The following is a 13,682-nucleotide window of genomic DNA, read 5'->3' on the forward strand; positions in this document are numbered from 1 at the left end:
GCCTTGGGCATTTAAACAAAAAAGCGAGGCAAGGCCCCGCTTTTTACTCTTTCATCGAACCGAATTTCAAGCCGGCAGGATGGCGCCTTCCAGCGTGGTGAGCTGGCTAAGGAACTGTTCCGCCTTGCTGCGAGCCTCGTCGTCCTTGGCATCAGTGGCGTCTTCTTTGGCTTCCTGGATGCGGCGCGCGAGATCGGCGCGGTCGACATCCTTCACCGCGACAGCCGATTCCGCCAGCAGCGTGCAGCCGGCCGGAACGATGTCGGCGAAGCCGCCGAACACCACATAGCGCTCTTCGCCGCCCGCTGCGGTCTTCACGGTGACGACACCCGGCTTGATCGTGGTCATGACCGGCGCGTGATGCGCCATCACGGTCATCTCGCCTTCGGCGCCCGGAATGACGACGGATTCAACCTGCTCGGAAACAAGCAGGCGCTCCGGCGAGACCAGTTCGAACTTGAAAGCTTCAGCCATGATCAATTTAGCGAATAGCGAATAGCGAGCAGCGAGTAGTCAGAAGAAGAATTCGCCGGCCCATATTCCCTATTCGCTACTCCCTATTCGCTATTCGCTTGATTACGCCGCTTCAGCCGCGAGGCGCTGTGCTTTCTCGACCGCTTCCTCGATGCCGCCGACCATGTAGAAGGCAGCTTCCGGAAGGTGATCGTAGTCGCCGTTGCAGAGGCCCTTGAAGCCCTTGATGGTGTCGGCGAGGTCGACCAGCTTGCCCGGCGCGCCGGTGAACACTTCGGCGACGAAGAAGGGCTGCGATAGGAAGCGCTCGATCTTGCGGGCGCGGGCCACGGTCTGCTTGTCTTCTTCCGACAGCTCGTCCATGCCCAGGATGGCGATGATGTCCTGCAGCGACTTGTAGCGCTGGAGGATCGACTGCACCTGGCGCGCGACGCCGTAATGCTCGTCGCCGACGACCAGCGGGTCGAGCATGCGCGAGGTCGAATCCAGCGGATCGACCGCCGGATAGATGCCCTTTTCGGCGATGGCGCGGTTCAGCGTCGTGGTCGCGTCAAGGTGGGCGAACGAGGTCGCCGGCGCCGGATCGGTCAAGTCGTCGGCGGGCACGTAGATCGCCTGCACGGACGTGATCGAGCCCTTGGTGGTGGTGGTGATGCGTTCCTGCAACGCGCCCATGTCGGTGGCGAGCGTCGGCTGATAGCCCACCGCCGACGGGATACGGCCAAGCAGAGCCGACACTTCCGAACCCGCCTGCGTGAAGCGGAAGATGTTGTCGACGAAGAACAGCACGTCCTGGCCCTGGTCGCGGAAATACTCCGCAACCGTCAGGCCGGTCAGGCCGACGCGGGCGCGCGCGCCCGGCGGCTCGTTCATCTGGCCGTAGACGAGCGCGGCCTTGGAGCCTTCGCCGCCGCCCTTCTTGTTGACGCCGGATTCGATGAACTCGTGATACAGATCGTTGCCTTCGCGGGTGCGCTCGCCGACGCCGGCGAACACCGAATAGCCGCCATGCGCCTTGGCGATGTTGTTGATCAGTTCCTGGATCAGCACGGTCTTGCCGACGCCGGCGCCGCCGAACAGGCCGATCTTGCCGCCCTTGGCGTAGGGAGCCAGGAGGTCGAGCACCTTGATGCCGGTGATCAGGATCTGTGCTTCCGTCGACTGCTCGACATAGGTCGGAGCCGGCTGGTGGATGGAGCGCATTTCGATCGCGTCGACCGGGCCTTCTTCGTCGACCGGCTCGCCGATGACGTTGATGATGCGGCCGAGCATGCCCGGGCCGACCGGCACGGTGATCGGCGCGCCGGTGTCACGCACTTCCTGGCCGCGAACCAGACCTTCGGTCGAGTCCATGGCGATGCAGCGCACGGTGTTTTCACCCAGGTGCTGGGCGACTTCGAGCACCAGACGGTTGCCGACATTGGTCGTCTCGAGCGCGTTCAGGATCGCCGGCAGGTGATCGCCGAACTGCACGTCGACGACGGCGCCGATGACCTGGCGGACCTTGCCGACAACGCCGGTTGCCTTGCTGGCCACTGCCGATGTCTTGGCAGCTGCGGCCTTCGCCGGTGCTGCTGCCTTGGCCGGGGCCGCCTTCGCGGCTGCTGCTGGAGCCTTTGCCGCCTTCGCGGGGGCTGCTGCCTTCGCGGCTGCGGCCTTGGGGGCTGCCTTCTGGGGGGTCGCTGCTTTCGCCATCGTCTTTACCCTTTTTCGTCCTTTGTTTCTCACGCGGTCCGGTCGCGGGCAAAAAACCCGTGGACCGCGCCTAGAGCGCCTCGGCGCCCGAAATGATTTCGATCAGTTCCTTGGTGATCTGCGCCTGCCGCTGGCGGTTATAGGTGATCGACAACTTGTTGATCATCTCGCCGGCGTTGCGCGTCGCATTGTCCATGGCACTCATCTTGGCGCCCATCTCGCCGGCCGCGTTTTCGAGCAGTGCCCGGAAAACCTGCACCGAGATGTTGCGCGGAATGAGATCGGAGAGGATTTCGCCCGGCTCCGGTTCGTATTCATAGACAGCGTTGCCGCCATCCGTCACTTCCGCCTGAGCCGAAGCAACGCCCGCCGGAATGATCTGCTGCGCGGTCGGGATCTGGCTGATCACAGACTTGAACTGCGAATAGAACAGCGTGCAGATGTCGAAGCCGCCCTCGTTGAAGAGATGGATGACCTTCTTGGCTATGGCATCGGCATTGACGAAACCGAGTGTCTTGACCTCGCGCAGATCGACGCGATCGATGATCAGCGACGCGTAGTCGCGGCGCAGGATGTCGAAACCCTTCTTGCCGACGCAGATGATCTTGACCTGCTTGCCGTCGGCCAAAAGCTTGCGGATGTGGTCGCGGGCAAGACGGGCGATCTGCGAATTGAAGCCGCCGCACAGGCCGCGCTCGGCGGTGCAGACGACGAGCAGATGCACATCATCCTTGCCGGTGCCGGTCATCAGCGCCGGGGCATCGCCACCGCCGCCGATCGCCTGGGTGATGTTGGCCAGCACGGAACCCATGCGCTCCGAATAGGGGCGCGCCGCTTCCGCAGCCTCTTGCGCACGGCGCAGCTTCGCCGCGGCGACCATCTGCATCGCCTTGGTGATCTTCTGCGTCGCCTTGACCGAGGCGATACGGTTACGAAGGTCTTTTAATGAAGGCATGCTTCAAACCTGATCCCGTCTTGTCGCTTCGCTCAGGCGAAGGTCTTGGCGAAAGCGTCGATCTCGGCCTTCAGCTTGGCGCGCAGATCGTCCGACAGTGCCTTTTCCTTGCGGATGGCGTCGAGAACGTCCTTGCCGGCCGCACGCATGTGGCTGAGCAGGCCATGCTCGAACTTGCCGACCTGGTTGACCGGCAGCTTGTCGAGATAACCGTTGACGCCGGCGAAGATCACCGCGACCTGCTCTTCCGTCTTCAGCGGCGAGAACTGCGGCTGCTTCAGGAGTTCGGTCAGGCGCGATCCGCGGTTGAGCAGGCGCTGCGTGGCAGCGTCGAGATCCGAGCCGAACTGCGCGAAGGCCGCCATTTCGCGGTACTGCGCGAGCTCGCCCTTGATCGAGCCGGCAACCTGCTTCATCGCCTTGATCTGCGCGGCCGAGCCGACGCGCGACACCGATAGACCGACGTTCACCGCAGGACGGATGCCCTGGAAGAACAGGTTGGTTTCGAGGAAGATCTGGCCGTCGGTGATCGAGATCACGTTGGTCGGGATGTAGGCCGACACGTCGTTGGCCTGCGTCTCGATGATCGGCAGAGCGGTCAGCGACCCGCCGCCCAGATCGTCGTTGAGCTTGGCGGCGCGCTCGAGCAGGCGCGAGTGCAGGTAGAACACGTCGCCCGGATAGGCTTCGCGGCCCGGCGGGCGGCGCAGCAGCAGCGACATCTGGCGATAGGCGACGGCCTGCTTCGACAGATCGTCATAGCTGATCAGCGCGTGCATGCCGTTGTCGCGGAAATATTCACCCATGGTGCAGCCGGCGAACGGCGCCAGGAACTGCATCGGCGCCGGGTCGGAAGCGGTGGCGGCGATGATGATCGAGTATTCGAGCGCGCCGCGCTCTTCCAGCACCTTGACGAACTGCGCGACGGTCGAGCGCTTCTGGCCGACGGCGACGTAGACGCAGTAGAGCTTTTCCTTCTCGGGGCCGTTGTCGTGCACCGACTTCTGGTTGAGCATCGTGTCGAGGATGATGGCGGTCTTGCCGGTCTGGCGATCGCCGATGACCAGCTCGCGCTGGCCGCGGCCGACCGGGATCAGCGCATCGATGGCCTTGAGGCCGGTCGACATCGGCTCGTTCACCGATTTGCGCGGAATGATGCCGGGCGCCTTGACGTCGACGCGCTTGCGCTCGACTGCCTTGATCGGACCCTTGCCATCGATCGGATTGCCGAGCGCATCGACGACGCGGCCGAGCAGGCCTGGGCCGACGGGAACGTCGACGATGGCGCCGGTGCGCTTGACGATGTCGCCTTCCTTGATGTCGCGGTCGGCGCCGAAGATGACGACGCCGACATTGTCGGCTTCGAGGTTGAGCGCCATGCCGCGGATGCCGCCGGGGAATTCGACCATCTCGCCGGCCTGGACATTGTCGAGGCCGTAGACACGAGCGATACCGTCACCGACGGACAGCACCTGTCCAACTTCGGAGACCTCGGCCTCCTTGCCGAAATTCTTGATCTGGTCTTTCAGAATTGCGGAAATTTCCGCGGCGCGGATGTCCATCAGCCGACCTCTTTCAGTGCAAGCTTGAGCGAATTGAGTTTGGTTTTGAGCGACGTATCGATCTGGCGCGAGCCCATCTTGACCACCAGCCCGCCGAGCAGCGACGGATCGACGGTGACGGAGATAGCCACGTCCTTGCCGGCAACGCTCTTCAGCGCCGCCTTGAGTTCGGTCTGCTGGACAGCCGTCAGCGCGTGAGCCGACGTCACTTCAGCAGCGGTCTCGCCACGGTGTTCGGCTGATATCTGGCGGAACGCCCTGATCATGCCGGGAATGGCGAACAGCCGGCGGTTGCGGGCGACGACGCGCAGGAAATTTCCGGTGAGGCCGGTGATCCCGGCCTTGTCGGCGATCGCCGCGATGGCCTTCGCCTGGTCCTCGCTGGAGAACACCGGGCTGTTGATCAGCCGGGTGAGATCAGCGCTGCCCGCGAGCATGATTTCGAAACTGTTGAGGTCGGCTTCGACCTTGGCCACGGAATTTGCCTGCAGGGCGAGTTCGAACAGCGAACCCGCATAGCGTTCTGCGACACCTGAGATTGGCGATGACGATTGAGCCACGGACCGTCTTTTCTCTTGTCTGACAGGCCGTAGATTGTTGGCGCGAGCAAAAACTCTGGCTAAATCTTTGACCTTACTGCATTTTTTCGAGCACGGAGGCGCGGCTTCCGCTATCCCCGGCCGAAAGTCGATTGCCGTCTAGCACAGGCATTTTAAGACCGCAATGCGTCGTTCCGCATGGTTTTCAGGCACTATTGTCGCATCCGGCGAAAGTCGCCCGTCTTCGATCGCGGAATACCCAATGATTCAGGGCAGAAAGCCGAAGGCGAAGGCGAGCGGCAACGCCGCCAGGACCAATTCCAGCACAATGGAAACCCAATTGAAAGGCGTGTTGGCGCCATCAGACATCATCGACAGCAGCCGGCCGAAGGCAGTGAACAGCCAGGAGAAGCCAAGCGCCATGTAGATCAGCGGCTGCGCCAGCAGGATACAGCACAGGCCGACACCCAGATAAAAGCCCGACATCCTGCCGCGCCCCTCGGCGATCGCCGCAGCCTTCTCTGGCTTGACCTGCAGGCGCAGGGCACGAAAGGCGAGACCCGGCGCCAGGAAGAACAAAAGCCCGAGCAGCACCGTGAAGACGGCGCTCGACCAAGCCAGCCATTCGCCCTGGCTCGTCGGCCATGGAAGCGCAAAATCCATCTTGTCCCCTCGAGATGCCTGTTTTGAAATTCCGGGCATTCTAACGGAGGAAAGCCCCCGCGCCAGATGGGTCCAGGTACTTTAGGCAGCGCGCATCAACCGAGCGCGAATTCCACAGCCGCCTCGACATGGATGCGCGTCGTGTCGAAGACCGGGATGTCGAAATCCTGCTGGCCGATGAGCATGGTGATCTCGGTGCAGCCCATGATGACGCTGTCGGCCGCCTCTTCGCGGCGCAGGCGTTCGGTCTCGGCGATATAGGCCGCCTTTGAAGTCTCCTTGACCATGCCCTGGCACAACTCGTCGTAGATGACGCGATGGACCATGTCGCGCCCGGCCGCATCCGGCACCACGGGGTCCAAGCCAAATCTGTCAGCGAGCCGGCCCTTGTAGAAATCCTGCTCCATGGTGAAGCGCGTCGCCAGCAGCGCCGGACGCTGCATTCCGGCACGCTTGACCGCCACTGCGGTGGCATCGGCGATGTGGATCAGCGGGATCGACACCGACGCCTGCACCTGATCGGCCAGTTTGTGCATGGTGTTGGTGCACAAAAGCAGACCTTCCGCGCCGCCGGCCTCAAGCTTGCGCGCCGCTTCTACGAGGAGCACGCCGGCACCGTCCCAGTCGCCGTGATGCTGCCGCTCGGCGATTTCGGCAAAGTCGAACGACCACAGAAGCAGTTTCGCGGAATGCAGCCCACCCAGCCGTTCGCGCACGATCTCGTTGAGCAGGCGATAGTAGATGGCGGTCGATTCCCAGCTCATGCCGCCGAGCAGGCCAAGGGTCTTCATATGAGTTTCCACATCTCGCTGGCTTGCGGGCAACCTATCGCTGAAAGCGCAACCTTACAAAAAACTCTGCGGGTCGACGTCGACCTGCACCCGGACCGAGCCGCGTTGCTTCGGCCCGTTGGCCAGCATGGCCCTGATAAAACCTTGCATGTCGGCGCGCCGTTCGCCCTGGATCAGCAGGCGGAAGCGGTGGCGGCCGCCGAGCAGGGACAGCGGCGCCTCGGCTGGACCCAGCACGAACAGATCTGACGCCTCGGGTGCTGCGCGGCGCAGGCCGCGTGCATGGCCCTCGGCTTCCGCTCGCGTCACCGCGCTGACGATGACGCCGGCGAGCCGGCCGAAGGGCGGCAGGGCGGCCCGTTCGCGCTCGGCAATCTCGCGCTCGTAAAAAGCCTCGGCGTCGCCGGAGACGATCGCCCGCATCACCGGATGGTCGGGCTGGAAGGTCTGCAGCAGTCCAAGGCTCTTCTTGCCGGTGCGGCCGGCGCGGCCTGTCACCTGGCTGAGCAACTGGAATGTGCGTTCGGCGGCGCGTGGATCGCCGTTGGCAAGGCCGAGATCGGCATCGACGACGCCGACCAGGGTCATATTAGGGAAATTGTGGCCCTTGGCGACGAGCTGCGTGCCGATGACGATATCGGCCTCGCCGTCGGCGATCGCCTCCAGCTCCAGCCGCAGCCGCCGCACGCCGCCCATCAGGTCTGACGACAAGACGATGGTGCGCGCGTCGGGGAAATGCGTCACGACCTCTTCGGCGATGCGCTCGACACCCGGTCCGCAGGCGACCAGATGATCGAGCGTGCCGCATTCCGGGCAGGCTTCGGGGCGGCGCTCATTGTGCCCGCAATGATGGCAGACCAGTTGCCCGCGAAACCGGTGCTCGACCAGCCAGGCCGAGCAGACCGGGCAGCCGAAACGATGGCCGCAGACCCGGCACAGGGTCAGCGGCGCATAGCCGCGCCGGTTGAGGAACAGCAGCGACTGCTCCTTCCTCTCCAGCGTCTGGCGCATCTGGTCGAGCAGCACCGGCGACAGGAAACCGCCACGCGCCGGCGGCGCACGCCGCATGTCGACCGCCTTCAGATGCGGAAGCGCCGCCTCGGCGAAGCGAGCGGAAAGCACCGCCCTGTTATATTTACCTTGGCTGGCATTGACCCGGCTTTCGACCGACGGCGTCGCCGACGCCAGCACCACGGGGAAGCTGCCGATATGGCCGCGCACCACCGCCATGTCGCGCGCATTGTAGAAGACGCGGTCCTCCTGCTTGTAGGCAGGGTCGTGCTCCTCGTCGACGACGATAAGGCCGAGCTCCTTGAACGGCAGGAACAGCGCCGAGCGCGCGCCGGCGACGACCCGCACGCCGCCCTCCGCCACTTGCCGCCAAACCCGCTCGCGCATCCGCGGCGGCAGGTCGGAATGCCATTCGCCCGGCTTGGCGCCGAAGCGCTGCTGGAAGCGCTCGAGAAAGGCATGCGTCAGCGCGATTTCCGGCAGCAGGATCAGCACCTGCCTGCCCTGGTCGAGCGCAGCCGCCACAGCCTCGAAATAGACCTCGGTCTTACCGGATCCGGTGACGCCGTCGAGCAGCGCGACGTTGAACACGCCGGCTGCGACATTGGCGCGCAGCATCTGCGCCGCGGCGCCCTGGTCCGGCATCAGTTCCGGAATAGCGTAGCCGGGATCGGGCGCGGCCACCACCGGGCGCGGCGGGATCATCACGGTCTCGAACACGCCTTGCGCCCTCAGGCCGTCGATCACCGTCGAGGACACGCCGGCGGCGTGAGCGAGGCCGGAGCGCGTCCAGGCAAGGCCGCCTTCGGCCGTCTCCAGCACGCGCTGCCTGGCGCCCGTCATCCGGTCAGGTGCGAGAAGCGTGCGCTGCAACCCCTCGATCCACGGTTCGGGGTCGAAAGCCTCCGGCGCCCTGAGCAGCATGCGCGCCACCATGCCGGGCGGCGATAGCGTGTACTGCGCCACCCAGTCGACGAAACGGCGCATCGCGCGGTCGATCGGCGGGCAGTCGAAGACCTGTTCGATAGGACGCAGCTTTTTCGCGTCGACCTTCTCGACCGCGCCATCCCAGACGATGCCGGCGACCTGGCGCGGCCCGAGCGGCACACGCACGATCGAGCCCGGCACCACGCGCATGCCGGCCGGCACGGCGTAGGTGTAGGGGCGTTCGGCGGGCATCGGCACCAGCACCGGTGCGGCTGCGACAAAGGGCGAATCTTCGATCATGAGGCGTGACCTTGCCCTGACTTTGGTCTAGATCAAAGGCCGACCCCAAATGTGCATGACATGCACATGAAAATCTTCAGGAGACCCGCCATGAAATTTTTTGTCGACACCGCCGACGTCAAGGATATCCGTGAGCTGAACGATCTGGGGCTGCTCGACGGCGTCACCACCAATCCGTCGCTGATCCTCAAATCCGGCGGCAAGATCGCCGAGGTCACCAAACAGATTTGCGACATCGTCAAGGGTCCGGTTTCGGCTGAAGTCACCGCCACCGAATATTCCGAGATGATGCAGCAGGCCAAGGTTCTGGCCAAGATCGCCGACAATGTCTGCATCAAAGTGCCGCTGACGCTGGACGGTCTCAAGGCTTGCAAGACGATCCGCACCGAGATGAACCGCCTGGTCAACGTCACCCTGTGCTTTTCGGCCAACCAGGCGCTGCTGGCGGCCAAGGCCGGCGCCTCGTTCATCTCGCCCTTCGTCGGCCGCATCGACGACATCGGCATCGACGGCATGGAGCTGATCCAGGAAATCCGGCAGATCTATGATAATTACGATTTCCAGACCGAGATCCTCGTCGCCTCGGTGCGCACCGTGAACCACGTCAAGCAGGCGGCACTCATCGGCGCCGATGTCGTGACCGCGCCGCCGGCGACCCTGAAGGCCCTGGTCAACCATCCGCTGACCGACAAGGGCCTCGCCGCCTTCCTCGCCGACTGGGCCAAGACCGGCCAATCGATTGGCTGAGATGGCGATCGGCTGAAGCCAATGCGCTTGCAGTGAAAAAAGACCGGGCAACCGGTCTTTTTTATGTGCTGCGGGTGGGGTGACTTTCCATGTCTTTGTTTTTGGGTGCCTTGCACTAGCTCTTTTGGCTTTACTGCATCGCAGCATTGCATCCAGCTGAAATCGAGAGCGACAAGTTCAAAACAGGATATTTGATCGAGTTCACCAGATCGACACGCTGCTGAAGCATACCCTGGATATCACGCTAGAGAGATGCCCTTCGACGAACTTAAAAAACGATGACTTGGTCGAACCCTTTGTAAAGGTGCTGGCTGTAGCTTCGATGTTTTAGCTACTGGGTCGAACATGAGCCTTCTAATCTCAATCGCCTTTTCTGTTCTTGCATCAATAGGACTCGCTTTCGCAAAGGCATTTTCAATCTACGGCCTCATTCGGGACAAACGTTATTCGTGGGTGAGTTTCATAGTGATTTCGGTCGTGTGGCTTGGCGCAACGGTGCTGAGTGCCAACCGGACGTGTGGTCAATGGGGGTGTAGCTGGGGCCTTCACTTCGGTTGGATTCTTGCCCTGTTGCCTCAAGGCTTCGTGACGAATGTTGCGTTAGGTGAGAAGCTATTTGTGATTGCGTTGCTTACATATTTGGGACTGTGCATCTATTTCTTCGGGCATGTCATTGGCTGGTTATCCTATGTGGTCGTCAGCATTGGAAAGGCCGTCACTAACCGCTAGTGTAGATGCTTAAGGTTTAGGCTGGGATAGGTGATGGAATTCACGAGCTTGACCCGCAGCTGAAGCATCCCCTGAAGCATGATCCCATAACGGCCGGGGTCGCTCAGTCCGCGCCGTCATCCTCAGGCACGGTCGCCGGCTGGCGCCGGCCCATGATGATTTCGCGTTTGCCAACATGGTTGGGTGCGCCGACCAATCCTTCCTTTTCCATACGCTCGACCAGGGATGCGGCGCGGTTGTAGCCGATGCCGAGGCGGCGCTGGATGTAGGAGGTCGAACACTTCTTGTCGCGCACCACCACCTTGACCGCCTCGTCGTAGATCGCATCGCTGTCTTCGGCTGCAACCGATCCCTTGTCGAAGACCGCGCCCTGGTCCTCGTCGATTTCTTCCTCATCCTCGTCGGCGGTCACGGTTTCCAGATATTCAGGCCGGCCCTGCGCCTTGAGATGCGCCACGACGTGCTCTACCTCCGCGTCGGAGACAAACGGCCCATGCACGCGCGAAATGCGCCCGCCACCCATCATGTGCAGCATGTCGCCCTGGCCGAGCAGCTGCTCGGCGCCCTGCTCGCCCAGGATGGTGCGGCTGTCGATCTTCGACGTCACCTGGAAGGAAATCCGGGTCGGGAAATTGGCCTTGATCGTGCCCGTGATGACGTCGACCGAGGGACGCTGCGTTGCCATGATCAGGTGGATGCCGGCAGCACGCGCCATCTGCGCCAAACGCTGGATGGCGCCTTCGATCTCCTTGCCGGCGACCATCATCAGGTCGGCCATCTCGTCGACGATGACGACGATGTAGGGCATCGGCGCCAGGTCTACTTCCTGCTGTTCGAAAAGCGGTTCGCCGGTGCCCTTTTCGAAGCCGGTCTGCACCGTCATGACGACGGTTTCGCCCTTGTCGCGGGCTTGGGCGGCGCGCTCGTTGTAGCCGTCGATGTTGCGCACACCGAGCCGCGCCATCTTGCGATACCGGTCCTCCATTTCGCGCACCGCCCATTTGAGCGCCGTGACGGCTTTCTTGGGATCCGTGACGACGGGCGTCAGAAGATGCGGGATGCCGTCATAGACAGAGAGTTCGAGCATTTTGGGATCGACCATGATCAGCCGGCATTCTTCCGGCTTCAGCCGATAGAGCAACGACAGGATCATGGTGTTGATGGCGACCGACTTGCCGGAGCCGGTGGTTCCGGCCACGAGCAGATGCGGCATCTTCGCCAGCTCGGCGATGACCGGCTCACCCCCGATCGTCTTGCCGAGACACAGCGCCAGCTTGCAGCTTGTCTTGCGGAAGCCCTCGGATTCGATCAGTTCCCGGAAATAGACGGTTTCGCGCATCTCGTTCGGAAGCTCGATGCCGATGACGTTGCGGCCGGGCACGACGGCGACGCGCGCCGAAATCGCCGACATGGAGCGGGCGATATCGTCGGCAAGCCCGATGACGCGAGAAGATTTGACGCCCGGCGCCGGCTCGAATTCATAGAGCGTGACGACCGGGCCGGGACGAACATGAATGATCTCGCCACGCACGCCGAAGTCTTCGAGCACGCTTTCCAGCAGATCCGCGTTCTGCTCGAGCCGCTCCTGCGACATGTAGAAGCCTTGTCCCTCCGGTGGCTGCTGCAACAGCTCTTCCGAGGGAAGCTCATAGGGATCGCCCGCGGTTGACAGCACGACCTTTCCAGCCCCAGGCAAGCGTGCAGAGCGGGCGCCAACGGCCTTGGCAGGGACGTTCGCACTTGGCGCGGCCGGCGCGGAAACGGCGACGCTTTTGGCGGCTGGAATTGCGACAGGCTGGACCGGCGACGGCGCATTGCTCGCCGGCACGTCAGGTTGGGCGACGGCCTGGTTCGAATTGGCCGGCCAAACATCCGGCAACGGCTTCAAGGCCTGGCCCGGCAGGCAGTCGATGACACGAAACAAGGCGGTGGCATCGGTCCCTGTCGTCGGACGGATGTCGATCGGCATAGTGGTGACTGGCGCTGCGGCGAGCGGCGCAGGCGACGCTGAACCGGTTTGCCGGGCCGGCGGCGAAACGTCGACCAGATAGGGTGCCATAGCCTCGAAGAAGGCATGATCCGAAAGATAGGGCCAGCGCAGCCTTTCGGTTTTGATCGGGGCGCCCGGAGCAACGGACGCACGCGCGGATGCCCGTCTCGTTGCGACCGTCCTCGGCGGCACCGGCGCAACGGCTGGCACCCTCTCCCTGGCGCGCACGGACGGGACAAAAGCAGCAGCCGGCGGCAGTGGCCCTTGCGTGGCGTGCCCGGTCTGCGGCTGGGAGGCAGGGCTTTTCACCGACGCCGGCAATGCCAGGAGCGAGGGCGCGGAGGACGCCCTGCCGACCATGGGTTGCGCAACGGCTTGCTGTGCCGGGCGCGTCGCGCCGTGTTCGACGACACGCTCGTGCTGCGGATGATGCTTCCTGGCCTCATAATCCGGCGTGCGTGTAAAACGCACGTTGGGTGCAAGGAAGAAATATTCCTGCCAGGCAGGGCTCTCGATATCGCCGATTTTCGAAGGCGTGTCGTCCGAGCCACTCCGCGGCTCCATATAGGGCCGCTTGTTGCCGCCGAGATCGACCATAGGCGCGGAATAGCCGGCCTGGCGTGTGGCGGGCTGCCGACCGTCCGGCTCCTTGCGAGCCATACGATCAAGGGCGCCTGCGGCGGAAGAACTTCGCTGATCACCCCTGTCGCCGATGCTCTCGAAGCGCTTCCCCTCGGGATCATCAGGCGGTGCGGCCGTCGACAAATTGACCCGGGAAAAACGCTTGGCTTCCATTCTCAAGACTCACTCTGAAATGTCTGCCGAGCAATAGGGAGCGAGTGGTTAACAGTTGCTTCCCGGATGGGTCGCCTACGATCCTGAGCGCCAAAATCTTCGCGAGCGACGCGGCACGATCGTCGCCTCGCCGCACCCACCGCGGTGGCGCGATCTACTCGCTGTGCCATAGCAGGCCGATGGGTCTCTTCGGCCAATCTCTGTTCAGAATCTGGCTCTGTTCGGGAATCTGGTCATGATCCCACGATCATCCCGTCATGCCTGGGGCGCCAGACCGTTTTCGTGAAGCAGATGAGGTGCGCTAGCCGGTCTTGCCGTGCCGGACAAGGTCCTGGGCAATGGACAGCTGCAGCGCTTCCGCCAACTCTCGCGCCGCGCGATTCTCGGCGTCGATCTGCGCCCGGTATGCGGCGAATTCCTGACGCGGCCTGTCGAAGGACGAGGTGATCGAACGCTTGCCGGATGCGATCACCACGCCGGTCTTCGCATCGGCCAGCGTATAGC

Annotated in this window: 11 protein-coding genes and 1 pseudogene; 2 read left to right on the top strand and 10 right to left on the bottom strand. The window is 63.2% G+C overall.

Going from position 1 to position 13,682, the window contains the following annotated elements; genetic code table 11:
• Positions 1-66 precede the first annotated feature (66 nt).
• The 8 genes from EN884_RS06740 to EN884_RS06775 all read right to left on the bottom strand — a co-directional run bounded on the left by EN884_RS06740 (position 67) and on the right by EN884_RS06775 (position 8,917).
• The gene (locus EN884_RS06740; protein ID WP_013529039.1) at positions 67-474 is read right to left on the bottom strand and encodes a F0F1 ATP synthase subunit epsilon; all 408 of its coding nucleotides are present in this window, start codon (positions 472-474) and stop codon (positions 67-69) included.
• A gap of 102 nt (positions 475-576) precedes the next feature.
• Positions 577-2,169, bottom strand: a complete 1,593-nt coding sequence (gene atpD, locus EN884_RS06745; RefSeq protein WP_027163462.1) for a F0F1 ATP synthase subunit beta — start codon at positions 2,167-2,169, stop codon at positions 577-579.
• A gap of 70 nt (positions 2,170-2,239) precedes the next feature.
• On the bottom strand, positions 2,240-3,124 hold the full coding sequence (locus EN884_RS06750) for a F0F1 ATP synthase subunit gamma (protein ID WP_013529037.1): 885 nt from the start codon (positions 3,122-3,124) through the stop codon (positions 2,240-2,242).
• A gap of 32 nt (positions 3,125-3,156) precedes the next feature.
• Positions 3,157-4,686, bottom strand: a complete 1,530-nt coding sequence (gene atpA / locus EN884_RS06755; protein WP_013529036.1) for a F0F1 ATP synthase subunit alpha — start codon at positions 4,684-4,686, stop codon at positions 3,157-3,159.
• Positions 4,686-5,246: a F0F1 ATP synthase subunit delta gene (locus EN884_RS06760; protein WP_013529035.1), complete on the bottom strand. Its 561-nt coding sequence runs from the start codon at positions 5,244-5,246 to the stop codon at positions 4,686-4,688. Before EN884_RS06760 ends, atpA begins: the two co-directional genes overlap by 1 nt.
• A gap of 246 nt (positions 5,247-5,492) precedes the next feature.
• Positions 5,493-5,888, bottom strand: a complete 396-nt coding sequence (locus EN884_RS06765; protein WP_013529034.1) for a DUF4345 family protein — start codon at positions 5,886-5,888, stop codon at positions 5,493-5,495.
• 95 nt (positions 5,889-5,983) lie between these two features.
• A complete protein-coding gene (locus EN884_RS06770) occupies positions 5,984-6,679 on the bottom strand; it encodes an aspartate/glutamate racemase family protein (protein WP_063169453.1) in 696 nt (231 codons plus the stop codon).
• 54 nt (positions 6,680-6,733) lie between these two features.
• Positions 6,734-8,917 (bottom strand): primosomal protein N', encoded by a 2,184-nt coding sequence (locus EN884_RS06775; RefSeq protein WP_063169454.1) that lies wholly within the window; start codon positions 8,915-8,917, stop codon positions 6,734-6,736.
• A 90-nt stretch (positions 8,918-9,007) separates the two neighbouring features.
• Here EN884_RS06775 and fsa point away from each other — a divergent pair, with 90 nt between their 5' ends.
• Positions 9,008-9,664: a fructose-6-phosphate aldolase gene (gene fsa, locus EN884_RS06780; protein WP_024504222.1), complete on the top strand. Its 657-nt coding sequence runs from the start codon at positions 9,008-9,010 to the stop codon at positions 9,662-9,664.
• A gap of 345 nt (positions 9,665-10,009) precedes the next feature.
• Entirely contained in the window at positions 10,010-10,393 is a 384-nt protein-coding gene (locus EN884_RS06785; RefSeq protein ID WP_127218570.1) for a hypothetical protein, read from the top strand.
• Between the two features lie 103 nt (positions 10,394-10,496).
• On the opposite strand, the gene EN884_RS06790 is transcribed toward EN884_RS06785, so the two are convergent.
• Both EN884_RS06790 and EN884_RS06795 read right to left on the bottom strand, forming a co-directional pair.
• Positions 10,497-13,178, bottom strand: coding sequence for a DNA translocase FtsK (locus tag EN884_RS06790; protein WP_063169455.1), 2,682 nt, complete (start codon positions 13,176-13,178; stop codon positions 10,497-10,499).
• Positions 13,179-13,479: 301 nt separating this feature from the next.
• A pseudogene (locus tag EN884_RS06795) lies at positions 13,480-13,682 on the bottom strand (hypothetical protein); the annotation flags it as partial.

The organism is Mesorhizobium sp. M7A.F.Ca.AU.001.01.1.1 (genome assembly GCF_004022735.1).
In the GTDB taxonomy this organism is placed as follows: Bacteria; Pseudomonadota; Alphaproteobacteria; order Rhizobiales; family Rhizobiaceae; genus Mesorhizobium; species Mesorhizobium ciceri.